Here is a 19,827-nt window from a genome sequence, read left to right as displayed (position 1 = left end):
TGTTGCTAGGGCGTACTGCTTTTAGCATTGCGATGAATCATAGCATGGCAGTTTGGGCAGACAGGGCGTAAATCTTCCACAGGGTCAACTTCGTACTCTTCTGCAATTTCTGAAATCGGGCGCAGATGATGCACATGAATAAAGCGATCGCCCCGACTCAACCCCCTCTTCGCTAACCAACACTCTGCCGCTCATCAACTATATGCATCTAACCCTAGTGAACTGGAAGGAGGAAATTTAACGGCTCAAATCAGCGGCGGCAAATAACCTTGAACTCAGCATCAGTGGATTTCAAGCGTCCACTGCGTTTTAATTGTTATGTCGCGCTTTCCATCGGTACTACTGCAATCGTCTAGGTTTAAGCACACTACGGGATGAAGATTCGCCTTGCACCTCGATAGCTATCAATATCAAGCACAATTTCAACTAGACTTTCAACACACCGACCTCGATATTCTGAGTCGTTTAGTAGGCGATCGGCATTACCAATTGTGACTACAGGTAATGATTTTGAGGTATTTTCTTCACGCATGACTTGTTCTAGAGAATCTTTTCCTTTCATGCTGCGATTGGCTGTAAGCAAAATCATCTGATTCTCCTGAGCCAAGCGCCAAACGACCCCATCATCACTGTCGATCGATAGATCCATTTCTGTAAACATAACAAATCGGATCGGGACAATATCAAGCCAGCCTTGACTGGCGATCGCACCAAAGAACACCAGGGCATGACCTTTGAGATTGTGATCAATCAGAAAAATCATACGTTGGAATTACGTTTCGCTTTGATTGCTCGAAGCTTCTCCCAAGCGGCTTCGGTTCCGGGCTTGGGAGGTTGTGCTGCAATTCGGGCAATTAACTCACGATTTTGCTCTTCATAGTACTGCCGGAGTTCTTCAGCTTCCCTAAGAACTTGCTGATACTCAGCTTCTACCTCGGTACGATTTGCCTCAATGTACGATAGAGCAGCATTAATTTGTTTCTCTGTAAGATCAAATAGTCCCCGGATAAACTTAGGTGGATACTGGGCAGTCACATAATCCATCACATCGTAGAGGGTGATGCGTGTGCCTGCGATCGCCAAACCACGCTCAGTGCGAATAATATCTGTCTCTTCAATTGATGCCTGCGACATAACTTTCGTCTTCTAATGACTAAAATCTATCATATGCCATACAAAAAACAGGGTAGACAATAATCAACCCCGCCGCCCCGACTCACCCCATCTCCGCTAAGCTACACTCCGCCGCTCATCAACCATCTGAAATCTACCCTAAACTGGACTGGAAGGAGGAGATTTAACGGTTGCGGTCAGCGGCTGTTCAAGACTTAAACTCAATGCAGCAAATTCCTTCAGTCCACTGCACCGCAATTGTTGTTATGTGGCAACATTTGTTGGTTACTTCTGAATACACAGCACATTACTTTAATACTTGCTTCTAGTTGCTAGAAAATAGCTGTATTTTATCTAATCTTTTTATCTAATCTAATTAGTGTAGAGAAGCACATCATAAATTAAATTAATGCTATTGTAGTCGATCTCGACCTATAATAGTAAGGCTATGGCTCTAAAGTGAGTATCCTTTTGGAGCCTGTGAGGCAGAATACCTCAACGGTATGGGAAAAGCGACATGAACAAGGAATATCTCTCTAATCAGTTCTTTAGTACTAGAGAATCGAATGGTGATGTGGAAGCTTCTATGTCTTCTGAGGATCGAAGAAATTTATTGTTGGAAAAAGTGTCTCGCGAAGCTAAGTCAAGACTCGCGTATCATGACTTGCTTAAGCAAGGTGCAATTTTCCGTAAATATTTAGAGTCTTCATCTGAGAAAGAGCATATCAAGGTTGAGGATATAGACAAACATTTCTTGAAGGGCTTCTTGTCGTATGCAAATCGCTTATATGCTACAGGTGAAATCAGTGAGTCAGCCTATATATCTTTAGTCACTCAAGCTGCTGAATCTTATGCTGAGCGATTAGTAGAGTTGAAACTGGCAAAAGCTTTGGAAAAATATGAGCTTTATCTTGAGAAAGCTGGTCTTCGCTGGTTTTTATAAGAGATTTGTGGAAGATCTTTAACTTGCTAAATTCTTAGCTTAGTAGCAGTTCGTTTAGCTATTAATTGATTGAAAGTATGGCATCTGAACAATCGCAAGAAGGACAGGAGACAGAGTCCATTTCCGGAAATAATGAAGAGGGCAAAGGAAGTGTATCTTCTCCTATCGAAGGCAGTAAACAGCAAAGTAAAAGTTCGGGTATTTCAAGCCAGGAACAAGATGATGATGATGACGAATCGTTATCACCGTCAATAGCGGATATACTACCTCCGGAGATGCTTGAAGGATTACCCTCTAAAGAGAAAAAACAAATAGTAAGTAGTTTGTCAATTATGGCAATGCAAGGTAGCGCTCGGCAGAGTTCTCCTTTAGCAAAACAACTCAAGCCTGAGCATATTACCCAAATTATTGAAAACTCAGAGAAAGAAAGTCAAAGAGAGTTTGAGAAAAGCAAAATTGGCGAGAACACCAAGAGATGGGGCATGGGCGCAATTTTATCTCTTGTGGTTGTCGTTTTTGTTTATGCAGGTGTAACTAAGGACAAAGACTTATCTGAGAAGGTTGTTCTGGCGGGTATTTCTGTCATAGGCGGGTTTGGAGCAGGCTACGCCGTTGCTAAGGACAAGTAGTTGCTTACGCCATATAACTATATAATTCATCGGACTGTTTCCGCATAATAACCATCAGATCGGAGATTGTCAGGATTTTTTCTGTGTATTTTCAAGAGTCAGGGATTATCAGGACTCTTTCCGCATAGCACGCGATTTTGGGTGGATAGTTGGAATCTTGCCGACTATTTTCAGATTTCAAATGGGTGTGGCGGTCAGCGATCGCATTACCCTAGAGATGCGATCGCTGTAAAATGTGTGGAAATCAGTTTGTGGGATTCAGGCGATCGCCTACTGCGTGAACTAGGCAGATTCCTAGCAATGACTCTTAATTGAAGAGGCTCTATGACAGTCATAACACCGATTAAGACTATTGCGCTCTCTCCTGGCAGTCACCTGTTAATTCCTAATGTGACTTGGGAGCAGTACGAAGACTTGCTGGCAGAATTGGGGGAAGAACGCCGTATTCCCCGAATCAACTATTGCAATGGAACGTTAGAACTGATGTCGCCGTTACCCGCCCATGAGCGCCCTCACCGAATTATTTCCGACATTATTAAACTGCTGTTAGATTCGCAGGGGCGGGAGTGGGAAGATTTTGGCTCCACCACATTTAAGAAACTGAAGCGAGCAGGATTAGAGCCGGATACTTGTTTCTACATTCAAAATGCGGAACGGGTGCGCGATCTCCAGCGGATGGATATGACCCAAGACCCGCCGCCCGATTTGGCAATCGAAGCGGATGTCACCTCTAAAACAACCCTGGAAGCTTATGCAGTGCTGCAAGTGCCGGAAATCTGGATTTATGACAACGGCAAGCTGAAGATTCATCTGTTGCAAAACGGCGAGTATCAGGAATCTGCCATTAGCCCGACCTTTCCCGATATGGCGATCGCCGAAATCATTCCTCAATTAGTACAGCAGGCATTTCAGCAGGGAACCAGCACAATGCTGCGAAACCTGAGAAAACAAATGGCAGAGGAGGCGTGAATCAGGGAGTTCAATCTTCTGTTCATGGTTCCAGAGCAAAAGGCAGGGCAAACAGACAGCAGAATTACCAAAGGCTTTTTAGCGTTGTGATGATTTCAACTCTAAAATTCAAGGATGGTTATTGGCTTGGGGTAAGAGATGGCATCAACGGCATCAGATACGATCGCAGCGCAACTAGCACAGGCACAGCAGCACTATCAATCAGGACAACTGGCAGAGGCAGAAGCGACTTATCGCCAAATTGTCCAGCAAGATTCGCGGCAGGTGGAGGCGCTGTTTTGGTTAGCATTGCTGGCAGATCAGGCGGGTAGAACTCAGGACAGCGTCAATTACTACGAGCAAGTGCTGGCGATTCAGCCTGGTTCTGCTGAGGCGCACGGCAACTTGGGATCGGTGCTGTTGAAGCTGGGCAAGGTGGAGGCGGCGATCTCCAATCATCGGCGCGCGCTAGCACTCATGCCAGATAACGCCAAGGCTCACTATAATTTGGCGATCGCCCTCTACGAACTGAAGCAAGATCAAGAGGCAATTGCGCTCTATCAACAGGCGATCGCCTTGCAGCCGGACTATGCCAATGCTCACCATAACTTGGGCATGGCACTTTATCGGCAGAGCAAACCAGAGGAGGCGATCGCCTGCTATCGCCAAGCGGTGCAGCTAGAGCCGAATCACGCCAGCGCGCATAATAGTTTGGCTGTGGCGCTCTATCAGCAAAATAAACTGGATGAGGCGATTGAGCATTATCAGCAGGCGATCGCAATCTATCCCGGTTATGTCAACGCTCACGACAATTTAGGGATTGCGCTGAAACAACAGGGCAAGTTAGAGGACGCGGCGATTCACTTTCAGCAGGCGATCGCTGGCAATCCTAGTTATGCCAACGCCTACATCAACTTGGGCAACACTATGCGCGAGTTGGGCAGATTCAACGAAGCGATCGCTTATTGCCAGGAATCGATTCGCCTTCAGCCCACCAACGCCGATGCTCACAACACCTATGGCTGTGTGCTGGTGGATCTAGCGCGGTTTGAAGACGCGATCGCTTGTTTTGAAGATGCTGTGCGGTTGCGCCCCGACTTTGCCGATGCTCACCTCAACATGGGGATTATCCTGCTGCAAATTGGCGAATTTCGGCGTGGCTTTGAAGAATATCACTGGCGCTGGAAAACCAAGCAGTGTCCCGATCTACGATACACGCAAGCGCTTTGGACGGGGGAAAGCTTGCACGGCAAAGTAATTTTGCTGACGGCGGAACAGGGGTTTGGTGACACTATCCAGTTTGCTCGCTATGCGCCCATGGTGGCAGCCCGTGGCGGCGAAGTGATCATTGCCTGTCAAAAACCGCTGCTGCGCTTGCTGTCAACTGTTCCTGGTGTGAGCCGTTGCGTCGATCGCGATAAAGACAACATCGACATCCACACCCACGCGCCCTTGCTGGAACTGCCCTACATTCTTGGCACCACCACCGACACCATTCCTGCCAACGTGCCCTACCTTTCACCGCCCAGTCACTCAGCCATCCAGCTAGACGTGCCGCCCGATACCCGACTCAAAATTGGCATCGTCTGGGCAACGAACCCCAGCAATTCTACCTCTGGCAAGCGTTCCTGCTCCCTCAGCCATTTTCTCTCATTGCTAGAAGTCCCTGGAATTGCGCTCTACAGCTTGCAAAAAGAACAGCCCGCCACCGATCGCGCCCTGCTACAAAACACCCCACGACTCCAAGATCTTCAAGACCAACTCACCGATTTTGCCGATACTGCCTGCGCGATCGCCCAGCTAGACCTGATCATCACCGTCGATACCGCCGTTGCCCATCTTGCCGGAGCCTTGGGCAAACCCACCTGGACTCTTCTACCCCATGTTGCCGACTGGCGCTGGATGCGCGATCGCGATGACAACCCCTGGTATCCCACCATGCGCCTCTTCCGCCAAAACCAACCCGGAGCCTGGGAAGAACTCTTCACCCAAGTCGCCGCCGCCCTCCAGCAAGAACTAACCCAACTAAAGTTTTTAGAGCAACCGGTAGTTAGAAATCAAAATTTAGAAGTCAAAAATCAACCCCATTCTCCAATCATCACTTCTCACTCCTCAAACCCTGAAACCCGAGGCCCGAAACCCGAAACCCAAATCTCCTCTTCCCCTCTCCTTTCCCTCTCCGGATTCAACCGCATCAAGCAATGTCGCCACGGCATGATGTTGTTTAATGTCAGTGACTTGGGCATCGGGCGATCGCTCGATTTATATGGTGAATGGATTGAAGGGGCAGTCAGCTTGTTTCAATCCTTGGTGCATCTGGGCGACACCGTTGTGGAAGTGGGCACCGACATTGGAGCGCACACGATATTTTTTGCTAAAACAGTTGGGTTGCAGGGAAAGGTGATTGCGATCGAGCCGCAGCGAATTCCGTTTCAGATGCTCTGTGCCAATTTAGCGCTCAACAGCATTACCAATACCCACAGCTACCCAATCGCGTTGGCAGAAACCGCTGGCTTTTTGCCCGTGAGCGCGATCGCTCCCTCCACCCAGACAATGCTGGTAGCCAACAGCCCCCCAGAACAGGTGCAAATTGCCACCCTCGACAGCTTTGGCATTGCCCAATGCCGCTTACTCAAGCTAGATGTGGCAGGCATGACCCTATCAGTACTCAAAGGAGCCAGCCAAACGCTCCAACGGTGTCAGCCAGCCCTCTATTTAATCGGCGCTCCATTAGACCCCGCGATCGTGGATTATCTGGATACCCTTGGCTACGACCTCTATTGGCACCGTCCCCCACTCTACAACGCCAATAACTTCAGCCAAAATTCCCGCAACGTTTTTGATAGAAAAGCACAAAGTAATAGGCTGGGTTTCCATCGCACCCAAAATATTACGGTTAACGGACTAGAGCGGGTTTGATATTCAACATTTTTCTCGGCTCAACTGTCACAACGATCAAGACTGTTTCAACATTTTTCTACAAGATTCTGACTAACTGTCACAACGGTTAAGATTGTTTCAAGATTTTCCTACAAAATTTGGATGTGATTCGATGATGTGATTCGATCGATGTTCAGGGGCATAATTCATTACAACCATGAACAAGGCGTAGGAGTGAGACACATGAAGAAATCTTTGGCTAAGAAAATAGGAACCCCAGCGCTGGCTTTTGCCGTACTGGGGTTTTTAATGGCTGGTGCTGCCACGGCTCAGACTAACCCAACCCAAAACGACCCTCGCAATAACCTGAATAGTGGCTTATCTGACTTAGAGCCGACCGATGCCTTAGAAGCCGATACTGCTGGACTAGATCAGGTTACCTCCGTTTCCCAGCTTACTGATGTCAGACCGACTGATTGGGCATTTCAAGCATTGCAATCCTTGGTAGAGCGCTATGGGTGTATTGTCGGCTACCCGGATAGAACCTTTCGAGGCAATCGCGCCTTGAGCCGCTATGAATTTGCAGCGGGATTAAATGCTTGCCTCGATAAAATCCAAGAACTGATCGCGGCTGGAACCGCAAATTTGGCAACCAGGGAAGACCTGGAAAAGCTCAAAAAAATGATGGAAGACTTTTCCGTGGAGCTAGCAGCCCTGCGGGGACGAACTGAATCTTTGGAAGTGCGAACTGCAACTTTAGAGAAACAGCAGTTTTCAACCACAACTAAGCTATCGGGGCAGGTTATTTTTGGAGTCCAGGGAAAAAATAGCCCAGATATTGAACTGGCAGGATTTAACTTTAATGACAATTCTGACCAGATCAACGTGATTAGCAACGTCCAACTCAGCCTGTATACGGCTTTCAGTGAACGCAGCTTGCTATTTACAGGGTTGCAAGCAGGCAGCGGCAGAAGTTTTTCTCAACTGCTGACTAATAATACGCTTCTAGGCTATGAGGGGGATTCGGCAAGTGCCGTTCAAATCAGCGACCTCACCTTCCGGCAACTGATTGGCAACAACTTTGCCGTCATTGTGGGGGCAGATGGACTCAACATGATCAACGTGTTTCGGGGCGCAAACCGAATTGAAAGCGCTGGACAAGGACCGATTTCCTTCCTAGCTCAACGCAATCCCATTTTGAATCTTGGCTCCAGTGGCGGGAATGGCGATAACGCAGGTGCTGGCTTTGACTGGCAAATTGGCAGTCGCTTTTCATTGCAAGGGGTTTACTTTTCAAACCGATCCAGCGATCCAGCGAATGGTGGATTGTTTGGGGGGCAAAATGGTGGCTCAACGGTGGGTGCTCAATTGACGATCGCCCCGACTGACACCATCGACATTGCCCTGCACTACGCCAATTCCTACTCACCTTCTGGCTTTTTGGGCACGGGTGCTGGAGATGATCAGGTGGCATTGCCCACAGCGATCAACCCCTTTACGCGCGCCCCCATTCAAACCAACGCTCTTGGAGCAACCGCTTCATGGCGCGTGGCACCCTGGTTTACCCTAGGTGGCTGGGTTGGCTACACCAACTCCGAGCTAAAAGGCTTTTCTAGAAATGTCGAAACCTTCAACTGGATGGCATTCCTCAACTTCCCCGATCTGCTGGCTCCAGGAAACCTAGGCGGCATCTACGTCGGGCAACCCCCTGCCATTACCAGTAGCGATTTGCCCATTGGCAGAAACGTGCCAGATTTCGTGAATCGGGGGAACGTGTTTGCCGCAGGACCGGGCGACCAACCGGGAAGAACCACTCACGTAGAAGCTTTTTACCGGTATCGGGTGAATGATAACATCAGCGTCACACCGGGCGTACTGATCATTTTTAACCCGAACAATAATCCCAACAACGACACAATTACTGTCGGGGTTTTACGAACCACATTTACATTTTAAGTTGGGGAACTTTTTCCGGAACGGATAGTTCTAAAACAACTACGGGTACTCTTAACTACCTGTACTTCATGATCCAGTTTGTTCCTGTTGCGATGGGTGCCGGTTTAATTACTATTCATTCGCCAATTGATTTAAAAGGAAATTTGTCGTGATGATTCAATTCACTCGATTCGCCACCTGTGTGGGCATCGTGGCTGGAAGTCTTGCAGTTGCAGCATCTGCCCATGCTGATATTCCGATTACGGGCGGACAGGTCAGTGGGGATGCCGCCTTTTTCACCCAATTGAATTCCGGAAATGCAAACACCCTGAATCGTACAGGTTCGCCCGTGCTATTTGATACAGTGGTTCAAACCTTGCAAATTGTCACCCCAAATGGCACCACGACAACTTCTCGCTTCATCCCAAACGCTAGCCGATTTACTGATACCAACGGCAATAGTCGTCCTGATAGCGGTGATCAGGGTCGTCTAGAAGGGGCGTTATCAGGCGTTGCCTTTTCCAGAGTGGGTAGCCCAGTTTTCTTCCAAAATATTCCTACGGCACTCAATTTTACCCTGACTGCTTTTACGCCCAATTCCTTTGGAACGGGTTCTTTGATTAGTCCGAATCAAACGGGCACGGCTCCGCTCGTTTTCATTCCTGGAGTCAGCGTTCAGTTAGCGGATGCTTCCAGCGGGACTTATAATTCCAAGACTGGATTGTTGGAAGTCGGTCCCTTTGCCGCTAATTTAACGGGTGATTTTATTGGGCTACCTTCCGATCTGCAATTGCGTCCTGCAGCGACGGAAGTGACTCTGGTGCCTGTGTTTCTAGGACGACGGATTAAGTTTGACTTTGAAGGGAAAAATGCCCTGGTGGAAGATGCGGCTTATGGAACTGATCCTGCAACGGGTCGCAGGGTTTTAGATTTTACTGGGGCGGTGACGGATTTCAAAATTCAAAGTGCGGGTACTCCGGGTAGTTCAGAGTTTAAGATTGAGGGATCTGGAACCTTAGATATCTCCTTGACTGGACCGTTTGATATCAAGAAAGATAGTTTGAACTTGAATACGGTGACGGGTCAGGTCGATTACCGAATAAAAGGAGAAGGACCGGGGTTTGTCGCGTTTACAGGTGGAAATTCGATTACTTACGCAGGCACTTCTCGGCGAGATACGGATTTCAAATTTGAGCAGGGAAACCGCAGTTTTGAGGGTAAGAGTGGTGGGGATACGTTCTTTACGGTGAGCGATCGCCGCGACAATATCAACTTCACTCGCTTTGTAGTCATTCCAGTCGTTGGCGTGACCACAACCGCAGGGGCAGCGGTGATTACGCCTTCCAGCAGCAGTACAACGTCTACCTCTACGTCTACGTCTACAAGCTCTAGTACCACTGTTTTTTCGACAACGGTCTTCAATAGCTCATCGATCACGATTTTCCCTGGCTATCGCAACTTATTGACAGTGACGAGGGGCGAGAATGACGACGATGAGGGTGATGCTCGGAACTATGGTCGCAATACGTCTTACTATATCTACCAGCAAAAAGGAACGACTGAGGTGGTAGTGGAGCGGCGGGGCGATCGCATTCTTCTAGTTGATCGCACCGAAGTTCGGGGGCGCAAGCTGAAGAAAAAAGGCAAGGTCGTTGCAGCGTATCAAGTGGTCGGATTGCCCAGCCGTGTCTTTCCGGGCATGACCGGACTACGGGAAATTCCTGCGGATACGGTGGAGTCGTCCTCTGCTGAGCTAGAGCCTACAGCACTAGAGGCAGCAGTTACCAGTAGTGACTCAAGTAGTGCGACAAATCCCGCGATCGCGCCTGAGTAACTCTCCAGAAAAACTGGATTAAACAAGGACAGGTAGATCGTAACTGCCTGTCCTTTTGTTTATCTTCCATACCCAGATCCCTTAGGGACTTGAATCTCTAGTGATTATGATTCAGACAATTCAACTCTCTCAGCCGCAAACAATTTGTATGGAATGAACGGCGATGAATCCAATTCGCAAACTGGGTCGCTGGATGGCTACCGATGCCGAGGGCTATCTGATCAATGAATGCAGTTGGGAACAGATTCAACCACCCTGGCTCAATTTAGTCTGTGATCTGCGCGATGCCTATGTGCAACAATTCGGCGATCGCCTTCACAGCCTTTATCTGCGTGGCTCCGTGCCGCGAGGACTAGCGATTCCAGCGGTATCAGACCTGGATAGTATCGCCCTGCTTCTGGGTGAGTTTGAACCCGATCATCTGGAGGCTTCACTCAAACCGCTGCGAACGTCCCTGACGCAACGTTATCCCTTTTGTCTCAAGGTTGAAACAGCCCTCGTTTCGGCGTTAGAAATCCAAGCACCCACATCGCAGTGGCAAGCGACCCTCCAGACCCAAGGATTGTGTATTTATGGGGAAGATGTGCGATCGCACTTACCCCGATTTAAGCCTGGAGCGGCACTGATCAGTCATGCCTTTGATTTGGCTGATGATCTGGCTGACACGCAGACTTTTTTGCGCCAGGTATCTGCCAATTATCCTCACGATGACGCGCACATCAAAGCCCAGTGCGGTTGGATTGCCCGACGGATGGTACGGACTGGGTTTGAACTGGTAATGGCAACTGAAGGCACCTTTACCCGCGATCTTTACCCCTGCTACGAAAGCTTTGCCCGCTATTTTCCAGCCCAAGAACCGCTGATGCGAAAAGCATTAGAGTTAGCCGTTCAACCCTCTGATAACCGCGAGGGGCTTTTGATGTTTCTCAGTCACTTCGGCGCATGGTTGGTCGAGACGGTTGATGCTACTCTGGAACGCCCGGATTAAGCGACACTGCTGCCTCGTCTACTAACAACACCCCTTCTGTTACTAAGCGCGTCAAGAGTGGCACCACATCTGCCTCTAGGTCTAGATCCGGTGCCCAATCTGCCATTTCCAAAATGCTGAAGCCATCTGGCTCAAACAACTTGGGCAGCAACGCATCCGGCAACCCTTTGAGGGTAATTTGCTTAGTGCCGATCGCAATTTGATGGCGTTGATTGCCCAATTGGGTCAACTGCATCTGTAAAAATGGTGGGCGGACAAAACGTGTTTCTAGCCCTTGATGGAAAATATCAACCCCCAATTGGGCAGGCAGCGAGAAAGGCGCGATCGGTTGCACCTGGTGTGCCAAATGTGCCTGATAGCGTTGCCTCAAATCAGGTTTTTGCAGGCAGTCCTGTAGATGGTGACTGAGGGTTGCTAAAGCTTGCTCCAGGCTCTGGGGTTGACCATTGCTCACAAAGGGCAAATTTTGTCGCCATGCAGGTTGGTTTTGCAGTTCACCCACAACCCAGAGCAGCCAGTCAATACCCGTCTGGCAATGGATGCCCAGGGTGAGATGTAAGGAGGGTCGATCGCCCGCGATCGCATAGTGCCAGTGTCCGCGTGGAACATACAGCACATCTCCTGGTTTGAGGGTGCATTGCAGATAGGGTGGGGCTTCGGGCGGCAATTGATCCGGTGGAAAGGTGAGGGGAGAGGGCACCGTTTCTTGGAAAACAAACCAATCCTTTTCGCCATCAATTTGCAAAACCAACACGTCATGGGTGTCGTAATGATTGTCAAACCCCTGTTGCTGGGCGGGAGAACAGTATAAATTGACCTGTGCCTGATGCCCTGTTTCGAGACGGAGGGCAGTAGTCATAGCAGAGACTGCTGGCACCAACTCATCAATCCCGTTAATAGTCAGCGTGGCACCTTCCTGGATGCGATCGTGCAAAGTCGTGCGATCGCATCCAAGAAGGGATTTTCCATCCAGGGAAAAGTGCACGGTGGAATCTTCAAGCCGATGAAAGTTCAGCAGATGATTTAAATCATTCCAGGTAAACATCGACTGAAATTTTTGCCCCCTTTCATCTGGGATGTAAACAGCCTGCTGCGTCCAATCCTGGCTCAAAAACTGATCAACCGGATAAGGGGCAAGAATCTCTTTGAGCGCTTTCATAAGTACCTGGGCATAAAAAAGTACCTGGGCATAAAAAATTACTCCATACCAACCCCCGGCTGTCGCCGTCCCCCTTGCCAAGGGGGACTACAGGGGGTGTATCTAATTGTGTCCAACTACTTCATAACAATTGTGAAAAACCATCAAGCTTTGCCCGATTGGGGAGTTGGAGGAGTGGAAGAGGGGAGAGTGGGGAGTCAATAGGGTGGATTTTCAAATTTGACTCTGAGTAGGTCTTTCACTGAAGTGGAAGAGGGGAGAGTGGGGGAGTCAATAGGGTGGATTATCTATGCACCCATCCACCTATCCACCCCACCCATTCACCCACTACCTATGCACCCATTACTTCTTATGCACCCATCACCCATCAAGAATGCCGCTGAGATGCACTAGAAGCCAATCCGAACACGGACTCCACCTGCATCATTATTGCGGTTTGGGTAGCGCACTGGAATTTGTGGGACTCCATAGATAGGGCGAACTACAGGGAAAGGTTGTTGCACCCGAATCGGAGTCCGATAGCGGATGGGTTGCTGCACCCGAATCGGAGTCCGATAGCGGATGGGTTGCTGCACCCGAATCGGAACTACGCGCCGTCCATTGTCGTTATTTCGCCCGTTGTCGTTGTTCCGCCTATTGTCATTGTTCCGTCTGTTGTCATTTCTGTCTGCGATCAGCACCGGCTGTGAGGCGCTTTGGCTCAGATTGACTACATCCATCTCGATCGCTGATTGACGATTGGGTTGGTTAGAAGGTGATGCACTGACTGCCGCTTGAGAAACCATCGGGAACAAGAATGCGGACTTGATCCCTAAAAAGAGGCACATGAGGAGTTTCGGATTCACAATCTTCCTCCAATTGAGTAATTTGATCAACTAGTTGGACTGCGGCGGTGTCTCTATGGTTCAACTAGAAAGGAGAAATACATCAAAAGAAGCAACTGCACCAATCTTTGAGATGAAAGCTGGCAATTGCGAGATGCTTGGCAACTGTGAGTTAGGATTGAGCAATTTCATCCAGCGCCATGGTTCTCAAGAGTTTTATCCATCGGAATTTGTAGCGTCGTTGTTCCGTCAGAATTATCCGCTGGTGTCGTCTCGGTTGTTTTTATCTTGAAGATGGATGATTCTGCCTAATACCCTGTCTCTTGCCATTTTTGGATCTGGTGGATGACCTGCTGATGTGCTTTGTGGTAGCGCTGGAGCCGTTGCAGGTCTTTATCAGATACATTTTTTAACCGGGTCAGCGTCATATTGTCTTCTAGGTCATAGCGTTTGACGCGGGTGGCGAGGGGATTGGTCAAAACGCGATCAAGGAATTGGTCATAGGTTTCTGCGGGGCGACGGGTCAGGCAATCCAGCGCCATGATAATGTCGGGTGGAAAGCCCTCAGCGGCAAGCTGATCAAGCGTCCAATCAGAGTCTTCCACCACGTCATGGAGGACCGCAACAATTTGTTCCTCAATGGTTTGTCCCCGCATCATCAACCGAATGGGATGCAAGATATAAGGGGCGTGTGCCTTATCTAGCTGATTTTGATGAGCGATCGCCGCGATCGCCACTGCCTTTGCCAACAGTTGATTCAGCGAAATTTCCACGCGATCGCCCCTGTGAAGTTCATTGTTAGGCGGTGCATTCAGTGCAGTCGAACGCACCGACAATTAGCCATTTTGCTTAGGCATAGGAGCAGGTTTTACGGTCAAGTTAACCGATTGCCCATTCCGCTTCACTGTCATTTGGAGCGGGTTACCAATTTGGGCTGATTCAACTTGCTGCTGCACTTGCTTAGATGCTTGGACAGCAGTGCCATTAAGCGTTTCAATCACATCACCCGCTTTTAAGCCACCCTCTGCCGCTGGCGAATTAGGCTGCACCGCCAACACAATCACGCCTTGGTCTTGGTCAACCTGCACCGCCCCCTCACGGCGATTAATTTGCTCCCGCAGTTCGGGACTCAGTTCTGCCATTTGAATCCCTAGGTAGGGATGATCCACTTTGCCCGTTGCAACCAGTTGGTCTGCAACCCGTTGAGCAGTCGCAATAGGAACCGCAAAGCCGATCCCCGATGCGCCTTGAATGATTGCCGTATTCATCCCTACCACTTCACCGCTGGAGTTAATCAACGGTCCGCCAGAGTTGCCAGGATTGATGGCGGTGTCAGTTTGAATAAAGTTAACGCGGGAAGACCCACCGAAGTCTGCGCCCGATCGCCCAGTGGCGCTAATGATGCCTTGAGTAACGGTGTTGTCAAGCCCAAGAGGATTACCGATCGCAATGGCGGCTTGCCCTGGCAGTAGGCGATCAGAGTTGCCTAATTTTACAGTGGGCAACCCAGAAGCATCGATTTTAATCACCGCTACATCAGTCGTTTCATCTGAGCCAACCACTTCGCCTTTAAACCGTCGCCCATCTTTCAAAACAACGCTGACCGTGTCTGCACCCGCCACCACATGGGCATTCGTGAAAATGCGTCCATCTGCTGACGTGATAAAGCCCGACCCTGTGCCCCGTTGCACTCGTTGGGGTTGCTCCTGTCGCCCTTGACCAAACAGTGAGCCAAAATCTGGGTTATTCAGGGGTTGTTCAACTGCACGACTGGAATCGATCCGAACGACAGCAGGACCCACTTGCGCCACAATATCGGCTACGTAGTCGAGTTCATTGGAATTGATCGGATTAATGGAGCGGGGTGCTTCAGTTTGCACAACCTGCTTAGGTTCGGCGGAGGCAGATTGTTCAATCCCGCTATTCCCAACCAGAGAGTTGGTACATCCAGTGCTAGCCGCGATCGCGGCGAATGCGACTAACGACAACGGCAGCTTTAAAGAGGAGTTCATGGGGTTTTAGTCCTAGACCATATTCAAGGTGACTTTTTTAATTTAGCGCCCTCATATGAAGTTGGGATGTAATTCATATCAACGCAGCATCGCGCTTATTGCAGCCCAATTAATCTGTATCCTTTATAGAAGCATTGACTCAGATTGAGCAAGCATTAACTCAAACTGATTGGGTCTTCCGAATAAGTTTGAGACTTTAAAAAAGCTTGCCCAATTTTTTGCAGCACTCTAGTCCGATGGGTGTGATTTTTTGTTGGACTCTCCATCAAATGGCTGAACGCCTGTTTCTGGATAGGAATTGTCGTCAGGACCAAAAATGCGAGAGATTGCAGCAGAGAAATATTGGATAATGTTATCAAGTAATTTTGGCATACTCATGATCGCCTCCAGTGAAGTTAGGTGAAGTGGATGATCTAGCCTGCTATAGTTAGCGATCGCGCTTTCTGTGTTGTACGATCGCCTTGCTTCTTTATTATGATGACTTCCTAAGAAGATATACTTTTTCGCATTAATTGTTTAGGTTAATGTTGCAATTTCTAATCTTTCAAAGAGGGGTATGAATTTTGCAAGAATTGCTAAATGCCCGAATGACTTCTGCGAATTGTTGATTGCGCTCCATTAATACCATGTGTCCTCCTGGCGCTAAGATTTTCAGTTCTGCTTGGGGGATTTCTGCACTCATGCGCTCGCTGGCAAACGGGCGGGTGGCAATATCAGACTTGCCGACCACCACCAGCGTGGGAACGGAGATTTGAGGTAGGGTTGCTGTTTCATCAAACTTAAACATTGCCAGCACTCCTCGCGCCAGTATGCCTGGAGATGCTTTAATTCCAACGAGAGCAGAGAAATTGAGTTGTCCCCGCGTTTCTTTGCCCGTGAATCCAGAAATTTCAGTTGTTAATAGTACTGAACCGTTTAAATAATTCAACCAACTGGTAAGCCGTAGCACGGGAGAAAACGCAATCGCTAAGTGAAGCAATGGTTCTAGTAAAGGTTTTTGCAATGCCAGCAACAGTTTATTGAAAATAGAGGTTTTAAGCGGATTTGTATAAGTTCCATCAACCAAGACTAAGCCAGCCACTCGTTGTCCCAAATGTTCTGGAAACAATCGACAGAAGGTCAGCAGGATCATTGCTCCGATGCTGTGCCCGACTAGAATGACAGGCTGATCGCCTGCCAACATCAATACAGCTTCTAGATCGCGAGCAAATTTCTCTAGAGAGTAATCTCTATTCTCTGGCTTTTTGGATTTGCCTAAACCTGGCAGATCCCACACGATCACGCGAAACTGATCCGTGAGTTGCTTTTTGGCATAATACCAAGTGGTGCTATCGGGTCTCCCCAGCCGTGGGTCAATATCAAGGTTGGAGCGTGATCGCGTCCGTAGAATTCGACCTGGATCTCGCTGCCATCGGGTCGGAGCAACCGTTGAACGCGATCACTATGGGTTGGTTTAGGTTCATCCTCCCCTGGGCGATGAAACAACAAGATAGGTATAAAGCCCAAAAATGACCAAACCAATATGGCGGCACTGAAAATCAACCAACGGGTATCAATCAGGTTGCCTTCATACCATTGATAGAGAATGTAACCGCCGCCACCCAACAAAGCGATCGCTAGTAGGCTTAAGAGCAAGCGCGACAGAAAATCCAGAGGCATGAACATAGCCATTTCACTCTAAACGAATGCACTGAGAATAAAGCAGAGATCGCCACGAGAGTAACTCTCTGAGGTTAGAATAATCTCCTTTAGAATAAACAGTGTTTTAGGATAAATTTTGCCGCAGTCGTTCCGCTAGAGTTTGAACATGGGGTTGCTTCAGTAGGGATAAATGATTCCCTGGGACTTGATGAAGCTGAAGATCTTGAGCCAGTGCATCCCAACCCAAGTAGGATCGTGTTTACCTGAATCAGGTTGTTCAGCCGCTTTAAACAGCGTGATCCGGTTGGGGTAAGGCTGCGGCACATATCGATACGTTGCCTAAATATGAGCATAGACAATTCGCAGCATGGATGCGATCGCAGACTCATCCAGTAGTCGCAGCCGCGACTCTTCAGGAACAAGACTGGCGATTGTAGACCATTGCCAGCGAGACAGCCAAGCGTTCCAAGATTGAAGTCGATGGGGCACGATCTCGCCATAGTCTAGCAGAAACGGCAGTGAGGTTGTGTTATGCAGAGTCTCAAGGATAAGAGCAAGCTGGGCGATCGTTTATAAACTCAAAAGTATCGTTATAAACTCAAAACTTTTGCCCCATCTGCTCAGCAGCTTCTCAGGATTGTAAACTAGAGTAAAGATAGAATTCCGAAGTTGAGAGTTAAAACCAATGGGACTTTTTGGATTTGGCAAGAAGCTGAGCCTGCCGACTGCGACAGAAGCATTATCGGGTCGCACTGAGGAAATGCCCCTCAAGAATCGTCATTTTGTCAACGGCAATCCGCTCAAGCCGCCTTTTCCTGATGGGCTGGAGACTGCCGTATTTGGCATGGGTTGTTTTTGGGGAGCCGAGCGCAAATTTTGGCAGCAGCCCGGTGTTTTTAGCACGTCAGTGGGTTATGCCGCTGGAATTACGCCCAATCCCACCTACAATGAAGTGTGTAGTGGGATGACGGGGCATAACGAAGTGGTTCTGGTGGTTTACGACCCCAAAGTTATTTCCTATGAGCAACTGTTAAAGGTGTTTTGGGAGAGCCACAACCCCACTCAAGGGATGCGCCAGGGAAATGATGCTGGAACACAATACCGCTCTGGTATCTACACCTATTCAGATGAGCAGCGCCAGCTAGCAGAAACAACCCGAAAAGCCTACCAACCGATGTTAAGTCAGGCAGGTTACGGGGACATTACAACCGAAATCTTGGATGCGCCTCCGTTTTACTATGCAGAAGAGTATCACCAGCAGTATCTTGCCAAAAATCCCGGTGGATATTGCGGGCTAGGCGGCACGAAAGTTTCTTGCCCGATTGGGGTGGCAGAAGTAGCGGGTTGATTTCTGAAGATTTAGGAGCGATCGCTCGATTGACTTTATCGATTAGTCTTTGAGCGATCGCAAGTACTATCTGATTCATCATCCATCGCTTTTTAGCAGTCAACACAGATAGAAAATCTAATTGAGTTGTTGATCATTTCCAAGGTGTGGAAACTCATGCATTGACGCTTGCTTTTTTTCGTAGAACTGAATCGCAACATAGCCGAGTGATTGGAGCAGTGCGGCATTGCTGGCGATCCCGACTGCTGCTCCTAATAGAGGAATCACTTCAACCACACTGAGTCCTGCTTTGAGCACGCTTGAACCGCCCATAGAAAGCCCCCACAACGCTAAAACTTCTCCCCGGCGGGCAGGGTCACTGAGCGAAAAACCATAAATGGCTGCAATCCGATATACCATTTTTGCTTGAAGAGCAGTCACAGCCGCAATATCGAGCGCGAGAAGCATTATGGCAAACGGCGGCAGAATATTGGTGATCAATCCAATTCTGGCGGCTCTAAATGCACTATCCGCAACAACCCGCTGCGCCAACTGCTCAGGCGTGTCTAGAGGATATTTCTGTTGCAGATCCATCACGTCTTGTGCGACCATTTCTGCGTTTACCTGACCTAAAGCTGCCATCAGCCAACTAACCCCTGGCAATTTAGTCGCATACTTTACGAGAGGGTTTTCTGCGATCGGGGTGACGATGTTCCCAATAGTTTCCGTTCCCTGCTCAACCATATCGTGTAGAGGAGAGGCGATCGCGTTTTCTATGTTGCTGGCGGCTGACGCGATCGTCTCTTGAAGCTGTTTCCAATTATCGGTTTCGGTTTGATTAGTCATTACGCTAGCAGGATTCCAAAAATGTCATCAAATCGGAAGATATTCCATCTTATGAGAAACCCAAACAAATGCCGTCTACCCTAAGACGGCATCTAGAGAAGCGCTGAAACCATCAACCTTGTCATATATCTTTACGATGCTCTAGCAACTTTTCAGTAGAACGATTATAATCAAGGTGTTAAAGTATGGATGAGAATAAGATCGGCTGTAGTGTTTGTGTCTAATATTGACGAGTTTTTCCGTTTTGTATTGACAGGCTTCTCTCCGAAATCTCACTCTCTGCAACCTTTTCGATTTTGGAGACAATATGTCAATTTACGTAGGCAATTTATCTTACGACGTTTCTGAGGCTGACTTGACTGCTGTATTTGCAGAATACGGTTCAGTTAAGCGCGTTCAGCTACCTACTGATCGGGAAACTGGTCGGATGCGTGGCTTCGGTTTCGTTGAAATGGGTACTGATGCTGAAGAGCAAGCCGCCATTGATGCACTAGACGGTGCAGAATGGATGGGTCGGGACCTGAAAGTTAACAAAGCAAAACCCCGTGAAGATAGAGGCGGCTCTTTCGGCGGCGGTGGCGGCGGTCGTCGCAGCAACAGCTTCTCTCGTAGCTACTAGTTCTTATAGACTAGAACGGCAATGAGGCTATCAAGTTAAAGAGGTTACTAGATTTTCTCTTTTTCTCGAAGGCGAAGTTAATTAATGGAAAAGCTCAGGAATAAACACCCTGAGCTTTTTCTATGAGCA

The 19,827-nt window shown here is 48.6% G+C and carries 23 protein-coding genes; 11 read left to right on the top strand and 12 right to left on the bottom strand.

Annotated elements, in window-relative coordinates; translation table 11 throughout:
• Nucleotides 1-5: 5 nt before the first annotated feature.
• From AC1S5B_RS25780 to AC1S5B_RS25770, 3 genes are all read right to left on the bottom strand, one after another.
• The gene (locus AC1S5B_RS25780; protein WP_482038520.1) at nt 6-161 is read right to left on the bottom strand and encodes an HNH endonuclease; all 156 of its coding nucleotides are present in this window, start codon (nt 159-161) and stop codon (nt 6-8) included.
• Between the two features lie 206 nt (nt 162-367).
• Nucleotides 368-763, bottom strand: a complete 396-nt coding sequence (locus tag AC1S5B_RS25775) for an ACP S-malonyltransferase (protein WP_482038519.1) — start codon at nt 761-763, stop codon at nt 368-370.
• On the bottom strand, nt 760-1,134 hold the full coding sequence (locus tag AC1S5B_RS25770; RefSeq protein ID WP_482038518.1) for a DUF433 domain-containing protein: 375 nt from the start codon (nt 1,132-1,134) through the stop codon (nt 760-762). Before AC1S5B_RS25770 ends, AC1S5B_RS25775 begins: the two co-directional genes overlap by 4 nt.
• Nucleotides 1,135-1,630: 496 nt before the next feature.
• On the opposite strand from AC1S5B_RS25770, the gene AC1S5B_RS25765 reads away from it, so the two are divergent.
• The 8 genes from AC1S5B_RS25765 to AC1S5B_RS25730 all read left to right on the top strand — a co-directional run bounded on the left by AC1S5B_RS25765 (nt 1,631) and on the right by AC1S5B_RS25730 (nt 11,270).
• Nucleotides 1,631-2,056 carry a hypothetical protein gene (locus tag AC1S5B_RS25765; protein WP_482038517.1) on the top strand — a complete coding sequence of 142 codons (426 nt, stop codon included), beginning with the start codon at nt 1,631-1,633 and terminating at the stop codon, nt 2,054-2,056.
• A 77-nt stretch (nt 2,057-2,133) separates the two neighbouring features.
• Nucleotides 2,134-2,685, top strand: coding sequence for a hypothetical protein (locus tag AC1S5B_RS25760; protein ID WP_482038516.1), 552 nt, complete (start codon nt 2,134-2,136; stop codon nt 2,683-2,685).
• A 141-nt stretch (nt 2,686-2,826) separates the two neighbouring features.
• A complete protein-coding gene (locus AC1S5B_RS25755) occupies nt 2,827-3,000 on the top strand; it encodes a hypothetical protein (protein WP_482038515.1) in 174 nt (57 codons plus the stop codon).
• A 9-nt stretch (nt 3,001-3,009) separates the two neighbouring features.
• Nucleotides 3,010-3,654, top strand: a complete 645-nt coding sequence (locus tag AC1S5B_RS25750; protein WP_482038514.1) for a Uma2 family endonuclease — start codon at nt 3,010-3,012, stop codon at nt 3,652-3,654.
• A gap of 138 nt (nt 3,655-3,792) precedes the next feature.
• Nucleotides 3,793-6,552 carry an FkbM family methyltransferase gene (locus tag AC1S5B_RS25745; RefSeq protein WP_482038513.1) on the top strand — a complete coding sequence of 920 codons (2,760 nt, stop codon included), beginning with the start codon at nt 3,793-3,795 and terminating at the stop codon, nt 6,550-6,552.
• 204 nt (nt 6,553-6,756) lie between these two features.
• Complete coding sequence (locus AC1S5B_RS25740) at nt 6,757-8,469, top strand: iron uptake porin (RefSeq protein ID WP_482038512.1); 1,713 nt, start codon at nt 6,757-6,759, stop codon at nt 8,467-8,469.
• A 151-nt stretch (nt 8,470-8,620) separates the two neighbouring features.
• Entirely contained in the window at nt 8,621-10,282 is a 1,662-nt protein-coding gene (locus AC1S5B_RS25735) for a hypothetical protein (protein ID WP_482038511.1), read from the top strand.
• Nucleotides 10,283-10,445: 163 nt separating this feature from the next.
• Nucleotides 10,446-11,270: a hypothetical protein gene (locus tag AC1S5B_RS25730; protein ID WP_482038510.1), complete on the top strand. Its 825-nt coding sequence runs from the start codon at nt 10,446-10,448 to the stop codon at nt 11,268-11,270.
• On the opposite strand, the gene AC1S5B_RS25725 is transcribed toward AC1S5B_RS25730, so the two are convergent.
• Nucleotides 11,248-12,429: a cupin domain-containing protein gene (locus AC1S5B_RS25725; RefSeq protein ID WP_482038509.1), complete on the bottom strand. Its 1,182-nt coding sequence runs from the start codon at nt 12,427-12,429 to the stop codon at nt 11,248-11,250. The genes AC1S5B_RS25730 and AC1S5B_RS25725 overlap by 23 nt on opposite strands.
• Nucleotides 12,430-12,818: 389 nt before the next feature.
• Nucleotides 12,819-13,274 carry a hypothetical protein gene (locus AC1S5B_RS25720; RefSeq protein ID WP_482038508.1) on the bottom strand — a complete coding sequence of 152 codons (456 nt, stop codon included), beginning with the start codon at nt 13,272-13,274 and terminating at the stop codon, nt 12,819-12,821.
• 55 nt (nt 13,275-13,329) lie between these two features.
• Here AC1S5B_RS25720 and AC1S5B_RS25715 point away from each other — a divergent pair, with 55 nt between their 5' ends.
• Complete coding sequence (locus AC1S5B_RS25715; RefSeq protein WP_482038507.1) at nt 13,330-13,545, top strand: hypothetical protein; 216 nt, start codon at nt 13,330-13,332, stop codon at nt 13,543-13,545.
• A 16-nt stretch (nt 13,546-13,561) separates the two neighbouring features.
• Here AC1S5B_RS25715 and AC1S5B_RS25710 read toward each other — a convergent pair whose 3' ends face one another.
• From AC1S5B_RS25710 to AC1S5B_RS25685, 6 genes are all read right to left on the bottom strand, one after another.
• Nucleotides 13,562-14,083, bottom strand: coding sequence for a phosphohydrolase (locus AC1S5B_RS25710; protein ID WP_482038506.1), 522 nt, complete (start codon nt 14,081-14,083; stop codon nt 13,562-13,564).
• 6 nt (nt 14,084-14,089) lie between these two features.
• On the bottom strand, nt 14,090-15,265 hold the full coding sequence (locus tag AC1S5B_RS25705; protein ID WP_482038505.1) for an HhoA/HhoB/HtrA family serine endopeptidase: 1,176 nt from the start codon (nt 15,263-15,265) through the stop codon (nt 14,090-14,092).
• A 228-nt stretch (nt 15,266-15,493) separates the two neighbouring features.
• Complete coding sequence (locus tag AC1S5B_RS25700) at nt 15,494-15,643, bottom strand: hypothetical protein (protein WP_482038504.1); 150 nt, start codon at nt 15,641-15,643, stop codon at nt 15,494-15,496.
• Between the two features lie 166 nt (nt 15,644-15,809).
• Nucleotides 15,810-16,541, bottom strand: a complete 732-nt coding sequence (locus AC1S5B_RS25695) for an alpha/beta fold hydrolase (protein ID WP_482038503.1) — start codon at nt 16,539-16,541, stop codon at nt 15,810-15,812.
• 2 nt (nt 16,542-16,543) lie between these two features.
• Nucleotides 16,544-16,924, bottom strand: coding sequence for a hypothetical protein (locus AC1S5B_RS25690; RefSeq protein ID WP_482038502.1), 381 nt, complete (start codon nt 16,922-16,924; stop codon nt 16,544-16,546).
• 321 nt (nt 16,925-17,245) lie between these two features.
• Nucleotides 17,246-17,395: a hypothetical protein gene (locus tag AC1S5B_RS25685; protein WP_482038501.1), complete on the bottom strand. Its 150-nt coding sequence runs from the start codon at nt 17,393-17,395 to the stop codon at nt 17,246-17,248.
• 196 nt (nt 17,396-17,591) lie between these two features.
• On the opposite strand from AC1S5B_RS25685, the gene msrA reads away from it, so the two are divergent.
• The gene (gene msrA, locus AC1S5B_RS25680; RefSeq protein WP_482038500.1) at nt 17,592-18,254 is read left to right on the top strand and encodes a peptide-methionine (S)-S-oxide reductase MsrA; all 663 of its coding nucleotides are present in this window, start codon (nt 17,592-17,594) and stop codon (nt 18,252-18,254) included.
• A gap of 117 nt (nt 18,255-18,371) precedes the next feature.
• Here msrA and AC1S5B_RS25675 read toward each other — a convergent pair whose 3' ends face one another.
• Nucleotides 18,372-19,079 carry an EcsC family protein gene (locus AC1S5B_RS25675; RefSeq protein WP_482038499.1) on the bottom strand — a complete coding sequence of 236 codons (708 nt, stop codon included), beginning with the start codon at nt 19,077-19,079 and terminating at the stop codon, nt 18,372-18,374.
• A 307-nt stretch (nt 19,080-19,386) separates the two neighbouring features.
• Here AC1S5B_RS25675 and AC1S5B_RS25670 point away from each other — a divergent pair, with 307 nt between their 5' ends.
• Nucleotides 19,387-19,698 (top strand): RNA recognition motif domain-containing protein, encoded by a 312-nt coding sequence (locus AC1S5B_RS25670; RefSeq protein WP_482038498.1) that lies wholly within the window; start codon nt 19,387-19,389, stop codon nt 19,696-19,698.
• Nucleotides 19,699-19,827: the final 129 nt, after the last annotated feature.

Source organism: Leptolyngbya sp. CALU 1928 (assembly GCF_056784215.1).
The sequence above is the reverse complement of the archived record's forward strand: the minus strand, read 5'-3'. Positions and strand labels throughout refer to the sequence as shown.

What these genes read in the sequence shown, in the direction of transcription:
- AC1S5B_RS25775 (WP_482038519.1), bottom strand. Translation starts at nt 763, where the DNA reads ATGATTTTTCTGATTGATCACAATCTCAAAGGTCATGCCCTGGTGTTC.
- AC1S5B_RS25770 (WP_482038518.1), bottom strand. Translation starts at nt 1,134, where the DNA reads ATGTCGCAGGCATCAATTGAAGAGACAGATATTATTCGCACTGAGCGT.
- AC1S5B_RS25765 (WP_482038517.1), top strand. Translation starts at nt 1,631, where the DNA reads ATGAACAAGGAATATCTCTCTAATCAGTTCTTTAGTACTAGAGAATCG.
- AC1S5B_RS25760 (WP_482038516.1), top strand. Translation starts at nt 2,134, where the DNA reads ATGGCATCTGAACAATCGCAAGAAGGACAGGAGACAGAGTCCATTTCC.
- AC1S5B_RS25750 (WP_482038514.1), top strand. Translation starts at nt 3,010, where the DNA reads ATGACAGTCATAACACCGATTAAGACTATTGCGCTCTCTCCTGGCAGT.
- AC1S5B_RS25745 (WP_482038513.1), top strand. Translation starts at nt 3,793, where the DNA reads ATGGCATCAACGGCATCAGATACGATCGCAGCGCAACTAGCACAGGCA.
- AC1S5B_RS25740 (WP_482038512.1), top strand. Translation starts at nt 6,757, where the DNA reads ATGAAGAAATCTTTGGCTAAGAAAATAGGAACCCCAGCGCTGGCTTTT.
- AC1S5B_RS25735 (WP_482038511.1), top strand. Translation starts at nt 8,621, where the DNA reads ATGATTCAATTCACTCGATTCGCCACCTGTGTGGGCATCGTGGCTGGA.
- AC1S5B_RS25730 (WP_482038510.1), top strand. Translation starts at nt 10,446, where the DNA reads ATGAATCCAATTCGCAAACTGGGTCGCTGGATGGCTACCGATGCCGAG.
- AC1S5B_RS25725 (WP_482038509.1), bottom strand. Translation starts at nt 12,429, where the DNA reads ATGAAAGCGCTCAAAGAGATTCTTGCCCCTTATCCGGTTGATCAGTTT.
- AC1S5B_RS25715 (WP_482038507.1), top strand. Translation starts at nt 13,330, where the DNA reads ATGGTTCAACTAGAAAGGAGAAATACATCAAAAGAAGCAACTGCACCA.
- AC1S5B_RS25705 (WP_482038505.1), bottom strand. Translation starts at nt 15,265, where the DNA reads ATGAACTCCTCTTTAAAGCTGCCGTTGTCGTTAGTCGCATTCGCCGCG.
- AC1S5B_RS25700 (WP_482038504.1), bottom strand. Translation starts at nt 15,643, where the DNA reads ATGAGTATGCCAAAATTACTTGATAACATTATCCAATATTTCTCTGCT.
- AC1S5B_RS25690 (WP_482038502.1), bottom strand. Translation starts at nt 16,924, where the DNA reads ATGCCTCTGGATTTTCTGTCGCGCTTGCTCTTAAGCCTACTAGCGATC.
- msrA (WP_482038500.1), top strand. Translation starts at nt 17,592, where the DNA reads ATGGGACTTTTTGGATTTGGCAAGAAGCTGAGCCTGCCGACTGCGACA.
- AC1S5B_RS25675 (WP_482038499.1), bottom strand. Translation starts at nt 19,079, where the DNA reads ATGACTAATCAAACCGAAACCGATAATTGGAAACAGCTTCAAGAGACG.
- AC1S5B_RS25670 (WP_482038498.1), top strand. Translation starts at nt 19,387, where the DNA reads ATGTCAATTTACGTAGGCAATTTATCTTACGACGTTTCTGAGGCTGAC.